The following is an 18,851-nucleotide window of genomic DNA, read 5'->3' as shown; positions in this document are numbered from 1 at the left end:
GCCGCCCAGACCCGCGAAGAACAGGTCTTCCTGACGCCACATCACACCCTTGGGCATGCCGGTCGTGCCGCCGGTGTAGATGATGAACTGGTCGTCGCCCGACCGCTTCCCGAAGCCACGTCCGGGCGAGGCGGCGGCCTCGGCGTCCGTGAAGTCCACCGCGGGCACCGGCGAGGCTCCCGGCAGCGCGTGGCCCACCCGCACCAGGTGCCGCAGCCCCTCCGCCCGCGGCAGCGCGGTCGCCACCCGGTCGGTGAACTCCGCGTCGAAGACCAGCGCCGCCAGGTCCGCGTCCCGGTAGAGGTAGACCAACTCCTCCTCGACGTAACGGTAGTTGACGTTGACCGGCACGATCCGCGCCTTGAGGCAGCCGAGCACGGTCTGGAGGTACTCCACCCCGTTGTAGAGGTGCAGCCCCAGGTGCTCGCCCGGCCGCACCCCGCTGTCGAGCAGATGGTGGCCCATGCGGTTGGCGGCCGCGTCCAGCTCCGCGTAGGTCAGCCGGCGCTCCGCGCCCGTGCCCGGGTGGTCGACGTAGACGAGCGCCTCGCGGCCGGGGACGACGTCGACGACCGACTCGAACAGATCGGCAAGGTTGTACTCCACCGCTCCTCCTGACCCGCGCGGCGCCCGAAGGGGAAAGGGCGCGTTGGTCGGTTCGCCGGTCATCAGAGCAAAGGCCACCGCAACTGGGAAGGCCCCGCGCGGCAGAAATCTGACTGACTGTCAGAAAACTCTTGAAGAGCCTCCCCGCCTACTGCAACCTGTTCTCGTTCCACCAGACGGGACGGGAGACCGCCATGGACGGCACCGAACACCTCACCGTGCGGCGCGAAGGCGCCACACTCGTGCTCACCCTCAACAGGCCCGAGGCCAGGAACGCCCTCTCGCTCGCCATGCTCGTCGGCCTGCACGACGGCTGGCTGGCGGCCGACGCCGACGACGCCGTCCGCTCGATCGTCCTCACCGGCGCGGGCGGCGCGTTCTGCGCGGGCATGGACCTCAAGGCCCTGGCCGGCGACGGCATGGCGGGAGAGGAGTACCGCGACCGGCTCAAGGCCGACCCGGACCTGCACTGGAAGGCGATGCTCCGCCACCACCGCCCCCGCAAGCCCGTGATCGCCGCCGTCGAGGGCCCGTGCGTCGCGGGCGGCACCGAGATCCTCCAGGGCACCGACATCCGGGTCGCGGGCGCGTCGGCCACCTTCGGCCTGTTCGAGGTCCGCCGCGGACTGTTCCCCATCGGGGGCTCCACCGTGCGCCTGCAACGCCAGATCCCCCGCGCGCACGCCCTGGAGATGCTGCTCACCGGCCGCCCCTACAGCGCGCCGGAGGCCGCCGCCATCGGCCTGATCGGACACGTGGTGCCCGACGGCACCGCGCTCGCCAGGGCCCTGGAGATCGCCGAACAGGTCAACTCCTGCGGCCCGCTGGCCGTCGAGGCCGTCAAGGCCTCCGTCTACGAGACCGCCGACATGACCGAGACCGACGGGCTGGCAGCCGAACTGAAGCGCGGCTGGCCGGTGTTCGCCACCGCCGACGCCAAGGAGGGCGCCCGCGCCTTCGCCGAGAAGCGCACCCCCGTCTACAAGCGCGCCTGACCCGCCGCAGCCAGGGACGCGACCCACCCCAAGGAGCAGCCGCGATGCCCGAAGTCCTCAAGGCCCCCCTCGTCGTAGAGTTCCCCTTCACCCGCTCCCTCGGCCCCGTCCTGAGCGCCTTCCTGACCGGCCTGCGCGAGCGCGTCGTCCTCGGGGTGCGCACCGGCGACGGCCGCACCCTCGTCCCGCCCGTCGAGTACGACCCCGTCACCGCCGAGGAGATCCACGACCTCGTCGAGGTCGCCCCCACCGGCACCGTCACCACCTGGGCCTGGAACCACGAGCCCCGCCGGGGCCAGCCGCTCGCCACGCCCTTCGCCTGGGTCCTGGTCCGCCTCGACGGCGCCGACACCGCCCTCCTGCACGCGCTCGACGCCCCCGGCCCCGAAGCCGTGCGCACCGGCCTGCGCGTCCGGATCCGCTGGGCCGCCGAACGCACCGGCGCCATCACCGACATCGCCTGCTTCGAACCGTACGACGGCCCGTGGGGCGAGCCCCGCCCGCCGGTCCCGCACAGCGGGCGGTTCGCCGACCCGGTCACCGGCATCGTCGCCCCCGCCCGCCTCGACTACACCTACTCGCCGGGCCGCGCCCAGAGCGCCCACCTCGACGCCCTCGCCGGACACCGCACGGTCGGCGAACGCTGCCCCTCCTGCCGCAAGGTGTACGTCCCGCCGCGCGGCGCCTGCCCCACCTGCGGCCTCGCCACGACCGACCGGGTGGAGGTGGGGCCGCGCGGCACCGTCACCACCTTCTGCATCGTCAACATCAAGGCGAAGAACCTCGACATCGAAGTGCCCTACGTCTACGCCCACATCGCCCTCGACGGCGCCGGCCTCGCCCTGCACGGCCGCATCGGCGGCATCCCCTACGACCAGGTGCGCATGGGCCTGCGCGTCGAACCCGTGTGGACGCCCGGCGCCCGCCACCCCGACCACTACCGCCCGACCGGCGAACCAGACGCCGACTACGACACCTACAAGGAGCTGCTGTGACCGGCCAGGAACCCCCCGGGCCGCGGGACGTCGCGGTCGTCGCCTTCGCCCAGAGCGACCACCGGCGCACCACCGACGAGCTGTCCGAGGTGGAGATGCTGATGCCGGTCCTGCACGAGGTGCTGCGGGCCACCGGACTGCGGACCGCCGACATCGGCTTCACCTGCTCCGGCTCCAGCGACTACCTCGCCGGCCGGGCGTTCTCCTTCACCATGGCCCTGGACGGCGTCGGCGCCTGGCCCCCCATCTCCGAGTCCCATGTCGAGATGGACGGCGCCTGGGCGCTGTACGAGGCGTGGACCAAGCTCCTCACCGGCGACGCGGACACCGCGCTGGTGTACTCCTACGGCAAGTCCTCACCGGGCCCGCTGCGCGACGTCCTCACCCGGCAGCTCGACCCGTACTGCCTCGCCCCCCTGTGGCCCGACTCCGTGGCCCTCGCCGCCCTCCAGGCCCAGGCCCTCGTCGACGCGGGCGAGACCGACGAGCCGGCGCTCGCCGCGATCGCCGCCCGCAGCCGGCGCGACGCCACCGCCAACCCCCACGCCCAGCTGAAGGGTCCGCTCCCGCACGGCGACTACGTCGTGCGGCCGCTGCGCACCGGCGACTGCCCGCCGATCGGCGACGGCGCCGCCGCGGTGATCCTCGCGGCCGGCGACCGGGCCCGCGAGCTGTGCGAACGGCCCGCCTGGATCCGGGGCATCGACCACCGTATCGAGGCCCACGCCCTCGGCGTGCGCGACCTCACCGACTCGCCGTCCACGCGCCTGGCCGCCGAGAAGGCCGGCGCCTTCGAACGCCCCGTCGACACGGCCGAGTTGCACGCCCCCTTCACCTCCCAGGAGGTCGTGCTGCGCAAGGCGCTCCGGCTGGGCGACGGCGTGCGCGTCAACCCCTCCGGCGGGCCGCTCGCCGCCCACCCGGTCATGGCCGCCGGGCTCATCCGGATCGGGGAGGCCGCCGCCCTCGTCCACCGGGGCGAGTCCGACCGCGCCCTCGCCCACGCCACCTCCGGCCCCTGTCTCCAGCAGAACCTGGTCGCCGTACTCGAAGGGGAGCCCCGATGAGCAAGGAACCCGTGGCCGTCGTGGGCATCGGCCAGACCAAGCACGTCGCGGCCCGCCGGGACGTCTCGATCGCGGGCCTCGTCCGCGAGGCGGCCCGGCGCGCTCTCGACGACGCCGAACTGACCTGGGCGGACGTCGACGCCGTCGTCATCGGCAAGGCCCCCGACTTCTTCGAGGGCGTGATGATGCCCGAGCTGTACCTCGCCGACGCCCTCGGCGCGGCCGGCAAGCCCATGCTCCGCGTGCACACGGCCGGCTCGGTCGGCGGCTCCACCGCGCTGGTCGCCGCGAACCTCGTCGCCGCCCGCGTCCACGGCACCGTCCTCACCCTCGCCTTCGAAAAACAGTCCGAGTCCAACGCCATGTGGGGCCTGTCCCTGCCCATCCCCTTCCAGCAGCCCCTGCTCGCCGGCGCGGGCGGCTTCTTCGCCCCGCACGTGCGCGCCTACATGCGGCGCAGCGGCGCACCCGACACCGTGGGCGCGCTGGTGGCGTACAAGGACCGGCGCAACGCGCTGAAGAACCCCTACGCCCATCTGCACGAGCACGACATCACTTTGGAGAAGGTCCAGGCCTCGCCCATGCTGTGGGACCCCATCCGCTACTCGGAGACCTGCCCCTCCTCCGACGGCGCCTGCGCGATGGTGCTCACCGGCCGGGCGGGAGCGGCCCGTGCGCCCCGGCCGCCCGCCTGGGTGCTCGGCGGCGCGATGCGCAGCGAGCCCACGCTCTTCGCCGGCAAGGACTTCGTCTCCCCGCGGGCCGGCCGGGACTGCGCCGCCGACGTCTACCGGCAGGCCGGCATCGCCGACCCTCGTCGCGACATCGACGCCGTGGAGATGTACGTGCCGTTCTCCTGGTACGAGCCCATGTGGCTGGAGAACCTCGGCTTCGCCGAGCCGGGCGAGGGCTGGAAACTCACCGAGTCCGGCGTGACCGAGCTGGACGGGGACCTGCCCGTGAACATGTCCGGCGGGGTGCTGTCCACCAACCCCATCGGCGCGTCCGGCATGATCCGGTTCGCCGAGGCCGCGCTCCAGGTGCGCGGCCAGGCCGGAGAACACCAGGTCGCGGGGGCGCGCCGGGTGCTCGGGCACGCCTACGGCGGCGGGTCCCAGTTCTTCTCCGTGTGGCTGGTGGGATCCGAGCGCCCCGGCTCCTGAAAGGTCCCCTTCACGTGGCCTGTTGGCACCCGGACGCGATCGCTAGGCTGACCCGCGGACGACGATTCGGGAGGAGCACGGACGTGGCCGAGAGCACTATCCAGCAGCACCCGCTCGCGGGATGGGACAAGCCGGAGCTGGATCTCAGGAACGCCGAGTGGCAGTCCAGCAGCCGTGGCCTGGGGGATGTCCAGATCGCCTTTGTCGAGGGATTCATCGCGATGCGCAACAGCGGCCGTCCGGAAAGTCCCTCCCTGATCTTCACGCCCGCGGAGTGGGGCGCGTTCGTGTCGGGGGCGAGGGAGGGAGAGTTCGACCTCACCTGACCGGGGGAGACCTTCGGGGTGTTCCGCGCGCGTTCGCGGACACGCGACCGTGAAAGCCCCGCGGGGACCCGCGTCTGAGCGAGGCTGGGCCCCGGCGGGGGAGGTCGCCACCCGGAGGTGAGGAACCCCATGAGCACCCCACCGGTCGTCGCCGCGGTCGACGGATCCGACGACAGCCTGCGCGCCCTGGACTGGGCGTACGACGCGGCACTGCGCCGGCACGCCCCCCTGCGGGTGGTCCACGTACGGCAGTACGCGGCCTGGATCCAGCCGGAGGTGCTGGTCGCAGCCCCGCCCGAGGCCGACGACGAGGTACTCGCCCAGGCCCGCGCCCATCTGGCCGGCCGGGCCGGCCGCACGGACGGGCCCGGCGGCGGTGTGGACGTGGAGTACCACGGGCTGGTCGGCCTGCCGAGCGCCCTGCTGTCCGAACTGGGGGCCGAGGCCCAGTTGCTGGTGCTCGGCTCGCGCGGGCGCGGCGGCTTCGCCAGCCTGCTCCTCGGCTCCAACGGCCTGGCCGCCGCCCGCGACGCCGAGTGCCCGGTCGTCGTGGTGCCCCGGCCCGGCCGTGAGGTCCACGACCCGGCGCCCGCCGGGCCCGGTCCCCGCGTGGTCACCGGCCTGAACGTGGACAGCCCCGACGAGGCCACCCTCGCCTTCGCCTTCGGCGAGGCCGCCCGGCGCGGCGCCCGGATCGAGGCGGTCGTCGCCTACCCCTGGCCCGCCCGCACCTGGGTGACGCCCGGCGAGTTCACCCCGCCGGTCGCCGACCAGCAGGAGGTCGAGAGCGAGACCCGGACCCTGGCGGAGGGCTTCCTCGCCCCGCACCGCGCCCGCCACCCCGAGGTCCGGGCCGAGGCCCGCGTGCTCCCCGGCGACGCGGCCGGCCGCCTGGTCGCCGCCTCCCCGGGCGCCGAACTCGTCGTCGTCGGCCGTCACCGCCGCCGCCTCCTGGCCCCTGCCCGCATGATGGGCTCCGTCACCCAGGCGGTGCTCCTGCACGCGGCGAGCCCCATCGCGGTCGTGCCTCCGTCACCCCCGTCACCGGAGGAGTAGGGCCACCGGGCCCGGCCCTGCGCCCGGGCACCCCGGGCCGGCCGTCGGGCGGGCGTCGCGTGGCGGGCCCGGACACGTACCATGGCGGCATGTCGTTCCTCCGTCGCCGTAGCGCCACGCCCGCCGGGCCCGACTTCGACGTCCTGGCCATGGACCCGGGCGACTGGCCCGGCAACCTCGGTGCCGGGCTGCTGCCCGCGCCCGACGGCACCTGCCAGGGCGTGTTCCTGCGCTACGACCTGTTCGGCGGCCGCGGCACCGCGATGATCATCGGCAATCTGCCCGAGGGCTCCCCGGCCCGCGAGGTCGCCGAGGACGAGGTGCCCTTCGAGGTCGCCCAGCTGCTGCTCGCCCTGGAGAACGACGAGGAGGTCACCGTCGTCGGCACCGAGGACATGCCGGTCCTCCAGGGCGACAACCTCCTGATCGTGCGCCGGCTGAAGCTCTCCGAGAGCCGGATCTCCTGCGTGCAGTTCGACCGCAGCGACGGCGTCCTGGTCACCATCGCGGCCTGGGACCGCCCGATCACCGACGACCTGTACGCCCTGCTCAAGCCGCTGCCCGCGGAGCTGTTCCAGCAGGGCTGACGCTCCCGGCGGCACCCGGGCGCGCGAAGGGCCGGTCCCCACTCAGGGGCCGGCCCTCCGCACGCCCGCGTCCCGCTACAGACGCGACGGCAGGATCCGTACGTCAGCCGCCCGGACGAACTCCACCCGGTGGCCGAACTGGATCTCGTAGTACAGGTCCCGTCCCCGGACCACCTTGTGCGAGTCCGTGGTGAAGGTGACCGAGTAGTAGTACTCGCCCGGGACCACGTCACCGACCACGTACCGCTGCCCCGCGAGCAGCTTGTACGGCAGCGGCGACACCGCCTGGGCGGGCACGCCCGCCGGGTACGCCTCCTTCTCCGGGTACGCGCGCCCGTACACCGGCACGCCGGCCAGCCCCTCCCTGGGCGTGACCACGAAACCGGCCGCGTCCACGGCCGTGGGCTGCTTGACCGGGTTCTGGAACCAGGCCTTCTGGCCCAGGTACCAGATCGCCGTCCAGTCGCCCTGCCGCTCGGCGACCGCGTACTGCTGACCGGTCTCCGCCCGCGAGGCCACGTCGTTCACGTCGATGGTCGAGTCGCTGCCGTCCGGCCTCAGGCCGATGTCCTTGATCAGCGGCGAGGAGGTGTCCGGCTGCGAGTACAGCCGCACCTCGTTGGACCCGTGGGCCGGGCAGGGCTCGCCGCCCGTGGTGCAGCCGGTGTACTGGGGCTGGTTGGCCGCGTAGTCGGGGCGGATCGTCACCAGGCCGCCGTGCCTGTCCGCGGTCGGCTCGAAGGGCCGGCCCAGCAGCTCGAAGTAGTGCCGCCAGTCCCAGTACGGGCCCGGGTCGGTGTGCATCCCGGGGACGGTGCCGGTGGTCGGGCCGGGCACGGTGTCGTGGCCGAGGATGTGCTGCCGGTCCAGCGGAACGTCGTACTTCTCCGAGAGGTACTTCACCAGCCGCGCCGAGGAGCGGTACATCGCCTCGGTGTACCAGGCGTCCGGAGAGGCCAGGAAGCCCTCGTGCTCCAGGCCGACCGACGCGGCGTTGACGTACCAGTTCCCCGCGTGCCAGGCGACGTCCTTGGCCTTGACGTGCTGGGCGATGTGACCGTCGGTGGAGCGCAGGGTGTAGTTCCAGGACACGTAGGTGGGGTCCTGGACGAGGTTGATGACACCGTCCCAGCGGCCCTCGGTGTCGTGGATGACGATGTAGCGGATGCGCTGCGAGGCGGGGCGGTCGCCCAGGTCGTGGTTGCCGTAGTCGTCGGTGCCGAACTCCTGGTACGGCGCCGGGATCCACTCGCACGACACCGACGCGGGACACTCGGTGCCGGCCGCCGACACGTGCCGCAGCCCCGTCCGCGCGAGCTGGGCGGTGTCGGGCTCCAGCCGGGGGCGGGCGTCGAGGACCACCTGCTGGCCGGAGTCGGTGGTGCGCCGTTCACCGGAACGGATCACGTCGTAGACGTCGTTCGCGTACGCCGCCGCGGTGGCGCTGTCGTCCGCGCCGGAGAACTGGGCGACCGCGCCGTACCAGGCGGCGGGGTCCGCGCTCAGGGGTTCGCCGAGCCGTTTCTGCGCGGTGGCCAGCAGGGCGGCGCCACCCTCGATGTTCGCGGCCGCGTCGCTGCGCAGCCGGCCGGCCGGGATGCCGGTCAGCCCGGCCGCCTTGGTCAGGGTCTTGAGCCGGGCGGGAAGGTCGGAGTCCTCCGGCACCTTCGTGTCGGGGTGCATCGCGGGGCGGGCGGAGTCGCCGCGCGGGTCCTCGCCGCCCTGGCTGTGGTGCGGGGCGCGGGCCAGCGCGGTGCGCGCGTCGGTCAGGTGCATGGGGCCGTAGCCGCCGGTCACGCTGGGCGCGCCGCCGTGACCGTCCCAGCGGGACTGCAGATAGGACACGCCCAGCAGGACACTGACCGGTACGTGGTACTCGGCGGCCGCGGAGGCGAAGGCCCGCTGCAGCCGGCCGGTGTCGTCCGCCGCGGCGGTGGCGCCGGCGGACGGGGCGGCGCCCAGCAGCGGCAGCAGCAGCGCCGCCGAGGCGACGGCGCCCGCCGCCGTGCGCGCGCGTCTGCGGCCCGGCGTGGGTGTGGGGTCGGTGGCGGATCCTCGCAATGCAGCCTCCTGGGGCGCTCGGGCGTGGCGGGGCGTGCGGGGCCGGCGTGGACCAGTGGTACCGGCTTGCCGACGATCCGTCAATCATGCGCGCAGAAAGGCGATTTCCCATGTCATGCGGGGTCCCGGCGAGTTTCCCCCACACAACCCCAAGGCCTGCGGGGCGTCAGTGGCGTACACCAATGACCCCCCAAGAACCAGCACCCCGGCGCGGGGCTGCCGCTTGGCGCGTCGCGCCTCGAGCGGGGGAGGCGGGCCGCCCGGCGGGCGGGTGCCGGCCGGGCCGGTGTGCGCCTCGGGCGGGGATGTGGCGCGTGCGGCTTGCCGGACCTGACGCGGCTCGGACGGCGGCGCTGTGAGCGCCGTGCCGACGGCGCGCCGTCCGTGTCGGCGTGCGCCCGCACGGGGCTGTCGTGCCCGCGGGGACGTCGGGCCGGGCTCGGCCCGGCGGACGGCGCTGCGAGTGGCGAGGCGTCGCCGTCGGGGTCGGCCATGCCGGTGCTGGGCCTCCCCGTGTCGGCGTGCGCCCCAAGGGGCTGTTGCCCGCCCGGGCCGGCGCGGTTGATGGGCGGTGAGGCGAGCGGCGAGGCATGGCCGGGTCCGCCCGTGCCCGGACCGGGGCAGCGCCGCCTGTGTGGGCGTGCGCCCGCGCGGGTCCCTGTGGATGCGGGGTTGCCGGGCTCGGGGAGGGCCGACGGCGCGCCGCTCGTGGCGGTGGGCGGCGCGGCGTCGGTGTCGCGGCTTGCCGTCGGGCGTCAGCGGGTGCCGACTGCTGCGCGGACTGCTCGGCGGGCGAGTTGGCAGTCGTCGTGCAGACGGCGCAGCAGCAGCCGCTGTTCCTCGCCGGACGGCGCGGTACCCGGCTGGGCCGGGCCCGGGGCCACCTCGTGCATCGAGCGCTGCACGGCCGTCTCGTACGTACGGATCTCACGCGTCAGCACGAGCATCAGGTTCACCAGGAACGCGTCCCGCGCCGCCGGCCCGGCCGCCTGGGCCAGTTGGCTGATCTGCCGCCGCGCCAGCGGCGCGTCCCCGAGCACCGACCACAGCGTCGCCAGGTCGTACCCCGGCAGGTACCAGCCCGCGTGCTCCCAGTCCACCAGCACTGGACCGGCCGGTGAGAGCAGGATGTTCGCGAGCAGCGCGTCGCCGTGACAGAACTGGCCCATGCCCTGCCGGCCCGCCGCGTGCGCGATGCCGTGCAGCAGCTTCTGCAGGTCGCCCATGTCCCGGTCGGTGAGCAGACCGAGCTCGTGGTAGCGGGAGATCCGCGCCGCGTAGTCCAGCGGGGCGTCGAACGTGCCCGCCGGCGGCCGCCAGGCGTTGAGCCGGCAGATCGCGCCGAGGGCCGCCCTGATGTCCGCCCGCGGCGGAGTCTCCACCGGGTGCCGCTGCAGCGCGGCCACCCGCCCCGGCAGGCGTTCGATCACCAGCGTGCAGTTGTCCGGGTCCGCCGCGATCAGCCGGGGCACCCGGACCGGTGGCCGGTGCCTGACGAACGAGCGGTATGCGGCTATCTCGTGCCGGTAGCGTTCGGCCCACGCGGGGGAGTGGTCCAGTAAGCACTTGGCGACGGCCGTGCTGCGCCCGGTCGTGCCGACCAGGAGCACGGAGCGTCCGCTGCGGCGCAGCACCTGCACCGGGGCGAACTCCGGGCAGATCCGGTGCACCGAGGCGAGCGCCGTGCGCAGCTGGGCACCCTGGGGGCCGGACAAGTCGATTCTCCCGCTGAGCGGTTGCGTGCCGAGCCCCGCGGGACGCCGCGGCCGGCCCGCGCCGAGCACGGGGGGCGCCGCCGGACGCGCGGGGTCGAGGTAGGGGCCGCCGGCGCCCGGACGGGGGCGCAGCGACCGGGGCGGGGCGGACACGGAGGACGATGCTGCGTACATGAGGCGAGACAGATCCCTTCGTGTGCCTTCTGCTGGGCGCGCCCCGCCCGGCCCGGACGCCCGGGAGCACCCTGGGGAATGTCCTTCGGCGACCGGGTCGGGGTGGCGCGTTCCTACCTGACACCCGGCGCCCACTGGCACACCATCTGGCGCACCCTGGCGAACCCTGGCGAATAGTCGCCCGGCAACATTCACCGGGTCTACTGTCAACTCAGCCGAGTACCTGGGGGCTTGACGTGACAGGACAACCCAACACCCGTCTCGCGGACCTGTTCGGCCTGGCCGGCTGGTCCAAGGGGGAACTCGCGAGGATGGTCAACCGGCAGGCGGCGGCCATGGGCCACCCCCAGCTGGCGACGGACACCTCCCGGGTGCGGCGGTGGATCGACATGGGAGAGATCCCGCGCGATCCGGTGCCGCGGGTGCTGGCGGCCCTGTTCACCGAGCGTCTCGGCCGTGTCGTGACCATCGAGGACCTCGGTCTGGTACGGCACGGGCGTACGGGGAAACGGCAGGGCGACGGGAAGGTGGACCATCCCGACGGAGTGCCGTGGGCGCCCGAGCAGACCGCCGCGGTCCTCACCGAATTCACGGGAATGGACCTCATGCTCAACCGACGCGGCTTGGTGGGCGCGGGTGCCGCGCTCACCGCGGGAAGCGCACTCAGCGCCGCCATGCACGACTGGCTGCACACCGATCCGACCCTGAAGGCCGACGCCCCCGAACTCGACCACCCCCTGCACGCCGACCCCGCCGGGCTGGACCGCTACGACGCCGCTCCCGTCGGGTCGCAGGAGATCGAGGAGCTGGAACGCTCGGTGGAGGTGTTCCGTGCCTGGGACGCCGCCCGCGGCGGCGGCCTGCAGCGCAAGGCGGTGGTCGGCCAGCTCAACGAGGTGGGCGGCATGCTCGCCTACCGCCACCCGCCCCATCTCCAGCGGCGCCTGTGGGGCGTCGCCGCCAACCTGGCCGTCCTCGCGGGCTGGATGTCCCACGACGTCGGCCTCGAACCCACCGCCCAGAAGTACTTCGTCATCGCCGCCCACGCCGCGCGCGAGGGCGGCGACCGGCCCCGGGCCGGCGAGGCGCTGTCCCGCGCGGCGCGCCAGATGGTGCACCTGGGCCGGCCAGACGAGGCGCTGGACCTGATGAAGCTCGCCCAGTCCGGCTCCGGCGACGGACTCCAGCCGCGCACCAAGGCGATGTTCCACACCATCGAGGCCTGGGCGCAGGCGTCCATGGGCAAGGGCCAGGCGATGCGCCGCACCCTCGGACAGGCGGAGGACCTCTTCGTCTCCGAACGGGGCGACGCGGAGCCGCTGGACTGGATGCAGACCTTCAAGGACGAGGACCTGTACGGCATGCAGGCACTCGCCTACCGCACGCTGGCGGAGTTCGACCCGGACGCGGCCGCACACGCCCAGCACTACGCGCAGAAGGCCCTCGCACTGCGGATCGACGGACGCGAGCGGTCGAAGATCTTCGACCATCTGTCCATGGCCTCCGCCTGCTTCATCGCGGACGACCCCGAACAGGCGGCCGGATACGCGCGGCTGGCCCTGATGGCGATGGGCTCCAACTCCTCCCGCCGCACCTGGGACCGGCTGCGCGAGATGTACCGGCTCACCGCCGAGTACGCCACCTACCCGAAGATCCACGAACTGCGGGAGGAGATCCAGCTGGCGCTGCCGGCCACGAAGGGCAGAGGCGCCGGTACCGCCCAGGCGTAGTCACGGCGTGACGCGGGCGACGAGTACGCAGGCGTCGTCGTCCCGTTCACCCGCGCCGAACTCCTCGGCCAGCACGCTCAGGCAGTCCCGCGCGGAGCGGGCCGCGCCGAAGCGTGCCGCCAGGCCGAGCAGCCGGTCCGCGGGGGTCGCCCCGGTGTCCGGCGGCAGCAGTGCGCCGGTGTGCAGCAGGAGCACGTCGCCCTGCTGGAGGGTCTCCTCGGCCTGCCCGTAGGCGGTGCCCGGCGCGGTGCCGAGCGGCGCGCCGTCCGGCGCGTCGAGCACCCGCCCCGTCCCGTCGCGGAACAGCAGCGGGGCGGGGCGACCGGCCCGTGCCCACACCAGGGTGCGGGCCTCGGGCCGGTAGCGGCAGCACAGGGCGCTGCCGAGGGCCGGCTGGGCGGTGGTGTCCAGCAGCCGGCCGAGCCAGGACAGGAGCGGCCCCGGGGCGGCGCCCGCCGTCGCCATGCCCCGTACGGCGCCCAGCACCATGGCCGTGTCCGAGGTCACGCCGGGGCCGTGCCCGGTGAGTCCCCCGACGCTCAGCAGGGTGTCACCGTCCGGCAGTTCGAGCGCGTCGTACCAGTCGCCCCCGATCCGGGTGCCGGGACCGGCGGGGAGGTGGCGGGCCGCGAGGTCGAGCGCGGGGCTGCCCTTCCGCGGGAGCCGCAGGGGGCCGCGCCACGCCGGCGGCACGGCCTCCGGCGGCTCGGCCGCGAGCCGGCGCTCGGTGCGGGCGCGGTGCCGGTGGTGCTGGAGCGAGTCACGGGTCTCGCGCACCGCCGACTGGCTGCGCCGCAGTTCGCTGACGTCCCGCAGCACCGCCCACATCGAGGCGGTGCCGCCGTCGGCGTCGAGCACGGGCTCGCCCATCATGTGCACCGTGCGGACGGCCCCGTCGGGCCTGACGATGCGGAACTCGCCGTCGACGGGCCGCGCGTCGACCAGGCAGTCGGTGACCATCGAGGTCAGCCGGGGCCGGTCCGCCTCGAGTACCAGGGACGGCAGTTCGTCCAGGGTCAGCGCGGGGGAGGCGGGGTCGCGCCCGAGGATCCGGTAGAGGTCGCCGGACCAGCCGGCCTCGTCCGTCAGCAGGTTCCACTCCGCGCTGCCGACCCGGCTGAGCAGCGAGCCGGTCGGCGGTGCGGTGCCGGCGTCGGCCGGCTCCTGCGGGGGTGCGGGCACCGGCGGCGGGCCGTCCCTCAACTGCGTCAAGTGCTGGTCCAGATCGGTGAGCTGATGCAGCGCCAGATCGCACAGCGCGCGCTCCCACCGGCCCTGCGGGTCCGACGAGTCGTCCTCGGTCTCCCGGCGGACGGCGTCCACCTGGCCCTTGAGCCGGCGCGCCTGCGATATCAGGGCGTCGACCGAGCCGCGCCCCGGCGGCTGGGCGGGTGAACGGTCCGCGGAGAGGTGGGACATGACGCACTCCGATGCGGGAACGGTACGACCAGGGCGGCGCGGGGAGCCGTTACGACTGTTGCACAGCCGGCGACGGCCCGTAAGGGATTCGGCAACACCCGATCCGGTGGTGCACCCGGCATATGTCACAGTCTCCCCGGCCTGCGTGGTCGGTCAGTCTGGTGTTCGACGACCGCCTGTTCCCCTGTCGGCGCCGCCGCGCCGGTCCGTCCCGCTAAGTGATGCAGGTCACATCAATTGGCAGGGGCTCAGGCGTAATGCAAACGGCATCTGCGGGCTCCTAAGAACAACACGGCAGAACCGGCCGTCCTCCGACCCGCTGGGGAGACCGACCATGGACATCACCCTCGAGCAGCCCGCCCGCGCCCGGCTGATCACCGCGGACCAGCGGGAGCGCCCCGTCCCCGCCACGCTCCGGTACGCCTCGGCGGACCCGCTGGCCGTGCACGTGGACTTCCCGCCCGAGGTCTCCCTCGACGGCGACGACGTCTCGTGGACCTTCTCCCGCGCCCTGCTGGAGGAGGGCATACGCCGGCCGGCCGGCGCCGGGGACGTCCACCTGTGGCCGTGCGGCGCCTCCCGCACGGTGCTGGAACTGCACTCCCCGTCCGGCATGGCCCTGCTCCGCTTCGACACCCCGGCGCTGCGCCGCTTCCTGCTGCGCACCTACGCCGTGATCGCCCCCGGCCAGGAGGACGTCGCCGCGGCCGTCGACCGCGGCCTGAGCGCCCTGTTCGGCTCGGTGTGAACCGAACCGCACGCCTCCGCGAAGCGGTCAGCGGGCGCCGTCGCCGCCGTTCTCGGCGTACAGCGCCGGGCGCGCGGCGAGGGTGATCCCGACCCGCCCGCCGTTCTCCAGTGACCGCACCCCCGCCTCGGCGGCGACCGAGGACGCGTAGCCGTCCCAGGCGCTCGGGCCGGTGACCCGGCCGCGGCGGGTGGCGTCGACCCAGCTCTGGACCTCGCGGTCGTAAGCGGCGGCGAAGCGCACGAGGTAGTCCTGCGGCACCGGAGCGGACGCGGCGCCCCGCGCGGTGACGACCGTGCCGTGCTCCTCGCCGATCCGGGCGCTGCCCGCCTCGCCCACCGCCTCGCACCGCACCTGGTAGCCGAAGCCGCAGTTGACGAACACCTCCACGTCCACCAGGGCGCCCCGCTCGGTCTCGAACAGCACGAACTGCGGGTCCAGCAGCCCCTCGGGCGCGCCCGAGGAGGACGCCGGGCGCAGCACGGTCACCGCGGTCAGCTCCTGCCCGAGCAGCCAGCGGGCCGCGTCGATCTCGTGCGACACCGAGCTGTTGACCAGCATGGCGCTGGTGAAGCCGGGCGGGGAGGAGACGTTGCGGTGCGTGCAGTGCAGCATCAGCGGCCGCCCCAGCCGCCCGCCGTCCAGCAGGGACTTCAGCTCCAGGTACCCGGCGTCGTAGCGGCGCATGAAACCGATCTGGGCGAGCCGCCGCCCGAGCCGCGCCTCGGCCTCCACCACGCGCAGCGCTCCGTCCGACTCCGGCACCATCGGCTTCTCGCACAGCACCGGGAGCCCGCGGTCGAAGGCGGCCAGCAGCGCCTCCTCGTGCGCGGGCCCGGGCGAGGCGATCAGCACCGCCCGCACACCGGGGGCGTCCAGGGCGGCCAGCGGATCGTCGTGCACGAGGACGCCCTCGATGCCGCCGACGGCCTCCTCGGCCCGGTCCCTGTCCGGGTCCGCCACCGCCACGACCCTGGCGCCGCTCACCACCCGGTCCAGGCGCCGTATGTGATCGGCCCCCATGTGCCCCGCGCCCAGCACGGCCACCCCCAGCAGCTCACCCACGTGCGCACTCCCTCCCAGGTACCCTCGCCGACGCGTCCCGCCGTAGCGTAGACACGCCCACGGGTCAAAAGCGCAGCACCCCGGCGATGCCCTCCGCCTCGCTGAGCGTCCCGTCCGGTACGAAACGGACCTCCGCCCCGGTCTCCAGGCACTGCTCGACGATCTCGTCGACGATGTCCTCGCGCGCCCTGGGGTCGCCGCTCTCGGCGGGGATCAGATGGTCGCCGGCGTCGTCGCGCACCGCGACCCGGTGGTTCTCCTCGACGGCCAGCAGCCCCACGCGGCCCTCGCGGGCGCTGCGCCAGAGCTCGTCGACGCCGGCCGCGAACGCCCGCCGCCCGCGCGCCGCCTCCAACTCCCGTTGCACGGCGGCCGTCTCCTTGGCCGCCGTCTCCTCCCGCACCGGGCGGATCGCGCGCCACACCGCCTCGGGGGTGCCGTGCGCCAGCCCGCCGTGCGGGATGTGCACGGCGTGCCGGGCGGCGCCGCCGAACTCGTCGAGGACGGCCAGCGCCCCCGGCTCGCCGGTGACGTACAGCGGCCGCGGGTCCTGGCGCAGCACCGCGCCGATCGCGCCGTCCGCCTCCCGCAGGAAGTGGTGGGTGCGCTCGTCGCGGAACGTGCTCGGCGCGTCGCCGATCCGCTCCTGCCGCTCGGCGTCGAAGTTCTCCGCGAGGTCCCTGGTCAGCGGGAAGCCGCCGGTGTGGTCCTCGGTGACCCTGCCCGCGCCGCCGCTCCACAGGGTCACGCGGTCGGCGGCCACGGACAGCACCCAGAAGGGCCGCTCGGCGGCGTGCGCGGAGACCAGGTTGCGGGTGAGGAAGGTGTCGGAGAGCACCACCCGTTCCGGCACGGGGCGGCCCAGGGACCACACCTGGTGCTCACCGGGCGCGGCGAAGATCAGCAGCCCGTCCTCGGCGTAGGTGAGGTCCACTTCGGTCAGGGCCTGATCGAGCTGGCGCACGACGTCGGCGCGCCGCTCGCGCGTGACGTCCGGGTCGGTCTCCAACTGCTTCTTGGCCTCGGCCACGGCGTTGCGCAGCCGGACGCGGTCCTGGGCGTTGTCGGGTTCGCGGCGGTGCGTCGGCGTCAGCACGGACACCGCGGGGTAGCCGCGCGGACGGCGCAGCTCGGCGAGGGTCGCTGGACTCAGCTCGTGCTCCATGACAACACCGTAGGACCGATCGGCTTATCGGGCATTTGGAGCAATCGGGTCGGCCGGGCCGGTCAATTGGGAAGGCTTTGCCGTTGGCCGGTTCACACCGCGCCCTCCCCGGTTCGCACCGCGCCCGCCCCCGTGTGCGGCCCGTGCGAGCCGCCGCACGGCTCGCGCCAGTGTTTCGCGCGAGCAAAGTGCGGCCGGAACCATGCGGGCGCGGGTGTCTCGGGTGCGGCGGCCGCGTTGACCGGTCGCCCGGGTGTGTCACACGCTCGTCATATAGATGCTCGATACAACTGGTTTGTTCGGGAGGCAGTACATGTGCGGCATCACCGGCTGGGTCTCCTACGACCGCGACCTCGGCACCGAGAGGGCGACCCTGGAGGCGATGACGGAGACGATGGCCTGCCGCGGACCGGACGACCGCGGCACCTGGACCGGCGGACCCGCGGCCCTCGGCCACCGCCGCCTCGCGATCATCGACCTGCCCGGCGGCCGCCAGCCGATGACCGCCGCCACCCCCGAGGGCGCGGTCGCGCTGGTGTATTCGGGCGAAACCTACAACTTCACCGAACTCCGCCGGGAGCTCGCCGCGGCCGGCCACCGCTTCACCACCGACTCCGACACCGAGGTCGTCCTGCGCGGCTACCTCCAGTGGGGCGACTCGGTGGCCGAACGCCTCAACGGGATGTACGCCTTCGCCGTCTGGGACGGCCGCCACGACCGGCTCGTCATGGTCCGCGACCGCATGGGCATCAAGCCGTTCTACTACCACCCGACCCCCGACGGCGTCCTCTTCGGCTCCGAGCCCAAGGCCGTCCTCGCCAACCCCCTGGCCCGCCGCCGCGTGACGGCCGACGGCCTGCGCGAACTGTTCACCTTCGTGATGACCCCCGGCCACGCCGTATGGGACGGCATGCGCGAGGTGGAGCCCGGCACCGTCGTCACCGTCGACCGCTCCGGCATCCGCACCCGCGCCTACTGGCGCCTGGAGACCCGGCCGCACCCCGACGACCGCGACACCACGATCGCCACCGTGCGCGGCCTGCTGGAGGACATCGTGCGCCGCCAGCTCGTCGCCGACGTGCCGCGCTGCACCCTCCTCTCCGGCGGCCTGGACTCCTCCGCCATGACCGCGCTCGCCGCCCGTGAGCTCGCGCGGCGCGGCGAGCGGGTGCGCAGCTTCGCCGTCGACTTCGCCGGCCAGAGCGAGAACTTCGTCGCCGACGAACTGCGCGCCACCCCCGACACCCCCTACGTGCACGACGTGGCGCGGGCCGCCGACACCGACCACCAGGACATCGTGCTCGACGCCCACGCCCTCGCCGACCCGGAGGTCCGCGCCAGGGTGGTGCGCGCCCGCGACCTGCCGATGGGCTTCGGCGACATGGACGCCTCGCTCTACCTGCTGTTCCGCAGCATCCGCGACCACTCCACCGTCGCCGTGTCCGGCGAGTCCGCCGACGAGGTCTTCGGCGGCTACCAGCAGTTCTTCGACGAGGAGGCCCGCCGCGCCGACACCTTCCCCTGGCTGGTGCGCCACGCCCGCGACTTCGGCGACGACACCGACGTCATCCGCCCGGACCTGACCCGGACCCTGGACCTGCCCGCGTACGTCGCCGACGCCCACCGCGCGGCCGTGGCGGGCGTCGACCGTCTCGACGGCGAGAGCGACCAGGAGTTCCGGATGCGGCGCATGAGCCACCTCCACCTGACCCGCTTCGTACGCGCCCTGCTCGACCGCAAGGACCGGATGAGCATGGCGGTCGGCCTCGAGGTCCGCGTGCCGTTCTGCGACCACCGCCTCGTCGAGTACGTCTACAACGCGCCCTGGGCACTGAAGTCGTTCGACGGCCGGGAGAAGAGCCTGCTGCGCGAGGCCACCGCCGACGTGCTGCCGAGGTCCGTCTACGACAGGGTCAAGAGCCCCTACCCTTCCACCCAGGACCCCAAGTACGCGCTCGCCCTCCAGGACCACGCCAAGG

The 18,851-nt window shown here is 74.0% G+C and carries 16 protein-coding genes; 10 read left to right on the top strand and 6 right to left on the bottom strand.

Translation table 11 applies throughout. From position 1 onward, the window contains the following. Positions 1–606 (bottom strand): AMP-binding protein (locus tag IE249_RS36470; RefSeq protein WP_229857710.1); only part of this gene is annotated, 606 nt, incomplete at its 3' end. 194 nt (positions 607–800) lie between these two features. On the opposite strand from IE249_RS36470, the gene IE249_RS06620 reads away from it, so the two are divergent. The 7 genes from IE249_RS06620 (at position 801) to IE249_RS06590 (ending at position 6,795) form a co-directional block, all read left to right on the top strand. Then, a complete protein-coding gene (locus tag IE249_RS06620; protein WP_189704174.1) occupies positions 801–1,601 on the top strand; it encodes a crotonase/enoyl-CoA hydratase family protein in 801 nt (266 codons plus the stop codon). Positions 1,602–1,645: 44 nt separating this feature from the next. Next, on the top strand, positions 1,646–2,596 hold the full coding sequence (locus IE249_RS06615; RefSeq protein ID WP_189703823.1) for a Zn-ribbon domain-containing OB-fold protein: 951 nt from the start codon (positions 1,646–1,648) through the stop codon (positions 2,594–2,596). Next, entirely contained in the window at positions 2,593–3,663 is a 1,071-nt protein-coding gene (locus tag IE249_RS06610) for a thiolase family protein (RefSeq protein ID WP_189703822.1), read from the top strand. Before IE249_RS06615 ends, IE249_RS06610 begins: the two co-directional genes overlap by 4 nt. Beyond that, positions 3,660–4,826, top strand: coding sequence for a thiolase family protein (locus tag IE249_RS06605; RefSeq protein ID WP_189703821.1), 1,167 nt, complete (start codon positions 3,660–3,662; stop codon positions 4,824–4,826). The genes IE249_RS06610 and IE249_RS06605 overlap by 4 nt, the downstream gene beginning before the upstream one ends. Before the next feature lie 83 nt (positions 4,827–4,909). After that, positions 4,910–5,152: a DUF397 domain-containing protein gene (locus IE249_RS06600; RefSeq protein WP_189703820.1), complete on the top strand. Its 243-nt coding sequence runs from the start codon at positions 4,910–4,912 to the stop codon at positions 5,150–5,152. A 129-nt stretch (positions 5,153–5,281) separates the two neighbouring features. Then, positions 5,282–6,208 (top strand): universal stress protein, encoded by a 927-nt coding sequence (locus IE249_RS06595; RefSeq protein WP_189703819.1) that lies wholly within the window; start codon positions 5,282–5,284, stop codon positions 6,206–6,208. A gap of 89 nt (positions 6,209–6,297) precedes the next feature. Continuing rightward, a complete protein-coding gene (locus IE249_RS06590) occupies positions 6,298–6,795 on the top strand; it encodes a hypothetical protein (RefSeq protein WP_189703818.1) in 498 nt (165 codons plus the stop codon). A gap of 75 nt (positions 6,796–6,870) precedes the next feature. Here the strand turns inward: IE249_RS06590 and IE249_RS06585 are convergent, their stop codons facing one another. Together IE249_RS06585 and IE249_RS06580 are read right to left on the bottom strand one after the other, a co-directional pair. Beyond that, positions 6,871–8,856 (bottom strand): N-acetylmuramoyl-L-alanine amidase, encoded by a 1,986-nt coding sequence (locus tag IE249_RS06585; RefSeq protein WP_189703817.1) that lies wholly within the window; start codon positions 8,854–8,856, stop codon positions 6,871–6,873. 755 nt (positions 8,857–9,611) lie between these two features. Then, complete coding sequence (locus IE249_RS06580) at positions 9,612–10,745, bottom strand: aminoglycoside phosphotransferase family protein (RefSeq protein WP_189703816.1); 1,134 nt, start codon at positions 10,743–10,745, stop codon at positions 9,612–9,614. A 236-nt stretch (positions 10,746–10,981) separates the two neighbouring features. On the opposite strand from IE249_RS06580, the gene IE249_RS06575 reads away from it, so the two are divergent. After that, positions 10,982–12,475: a DNA-binding protein NsdB gene (locus IE249_RS06575; RefSeq protein WP_189703815.1), complete on the top strand. Its 1,494-nt coding sequence runs from the start codon at positions 10,982–10,984 to the stop codon at positions 12,473–12,475. On the opposite strand, the gene IE249_RS06570 is transcribed toward IE249_RS06575, so the two are convergent. After that, entirely contained in the window at positions 12,476–13,894 is a 1,419-nt protein-coding gene (locus IE249_RS06570) for a PP2C family protein-serine/threonine phosphatase (RefSeq protein ID WP_189703814.1), read from the bottom strand. It abuts the gene before it with no gap. 334 nt (positions 13,895–14,228) lie between these two features. Here IE249_RS06570 and IE249_RS06565 point away from each other — a divergent pair, with 334 nt between their 5' ends. Further along, positions 14,229–14,642, top strand: a complete 414-nt coding sequence (locus IE249_RS06565) for an SsgA family sporulation/cell division regulator (RefSeq protein ID WP_189703813.1) — start codon at positions 14,229–14,231, stop codon at positions 14,640–14,642. Between the two features lie 27 nt (positions 14,643–14,669). Here IE249_RS06565 and IE249_RS06560 read toward each other — a convergent pair whose 3' ends face one another. Beyond that, complete coding sequence (locus IE249_RS06560; RefSeq protein ID WP_189703812.1) at positions 14,670–15,707, bottom strand: Gfo/Idh/MocA family protein; 1,038 nt, start codon at positions 15,705–15,707, stop codon at positions 14,670–14,672. A 64-nt stretch (positions 15,708–15,771) separates the two neighbouring features. After that, entirely contained in the window at positions 15,772–16,872 is a 1,101-nt protein-coding gene (locus tag IE249_RS06555) for a baeRF3 domain-containing protein (protein ID WP_189703811.1), read from the bottom strand. Positions 16,873–17,185: 313 nt separating this feature from the next. On the opposite strand from IE249_RS06555, the gene asnB reads away from it, so the two are divergent. After that, a partial coding sequence (asnB, locus tag IE249_RS06550) for an asparagine synthase (glutamine-hydrolyzing) (protein WP_229857708.1) occupies positions 17,186–18,851 on the top strand: 1,666 nt, incomplete at its 3' end.

The organism is Streptomyces anandii JCM 4720 (genome assembly GCF_014650655.1).
GTDB classification, from domain to species: domain Bacteria; phylum Actinomycetota; class Actinomycetes; order Streptomycetales; family Streptomycetaceae; genus Streptomyces; species Streptomyces anandii.
This window is presented reverse-complemented; position numbering and strand designations above follow the sequence as displayed.

What these genes read in the sequence shown, in the direction of transcription:
- IE249_RS06620 (WP_189704174.1), top strand. Translation starts at nt 801, where the DNA reads ATGGACGGCACCGAACACCTCACCGTGCGGCGCGAAGGCGCCACACTC.
- IE249_RS06615 (WP_189703823.1), top strand. Translation starts at nt 1,646, where the DNA reads ATGCCCGAAGTCCTCAAGGCCCCCCTCGTCGTAGAGTTCCCCTTCACC.
- IE249_RS06605 (WP_189703821.1), top strand. Translation starts at nt 3,660, where the DNA reads ATGAGCAAGGAACCCGTGGCCGTCGTGGGCATCGGCCAGACCAAGCAC.
- IE249_RS06595 (WP_189703819.1), top strand. Translation starts at nt 5,282, where the DNA reads ATGAGCACCCCACCGGTCGTCGCCGCGGTCGACGGATCCGACGACAGC.
- IE249_RS06590 (WP_189703818.1), top strand. Translation starts at nt 6,298, where the DNA reads ATGTCGTTCCTCCGTCGCCGTAGCGCCACGCCCGCCGGGCCCGACTTC.
- IE249_RS06580 (WP_189703816.1), bottom strand. Translation starts at nt 10,745, where the DNA reads ATGTACGCAGCATCGTCCTCCGTGTCCGCCCCGCCCCGGTCGCTGCGC.
- IE249_RS06570 (WP_189703814.1), bottom strand. Translation starts at nt 13,894, where the DNA reads ATGTCCCACCTCTCCGCGGACCGTTCACCCGCCCAGCCGCCGGGGCGC.
- IE249_RS06565 (WP_189703813.1), top strand. Translation starts at nt 14,229, where the DNA reads ATGGACATCACCCTCGAGCAGCCCGCCCGCGCCCGGCTGATCACCGCG.
- IE249_RS06555 (WP_189703811.1), bottom strand. Translation starts at nt 16,872, where the DNA reads ATGGAGCACGAGCTGAGTCCAGCGACCCTCGCCGAGCTGCGCCGTCCG.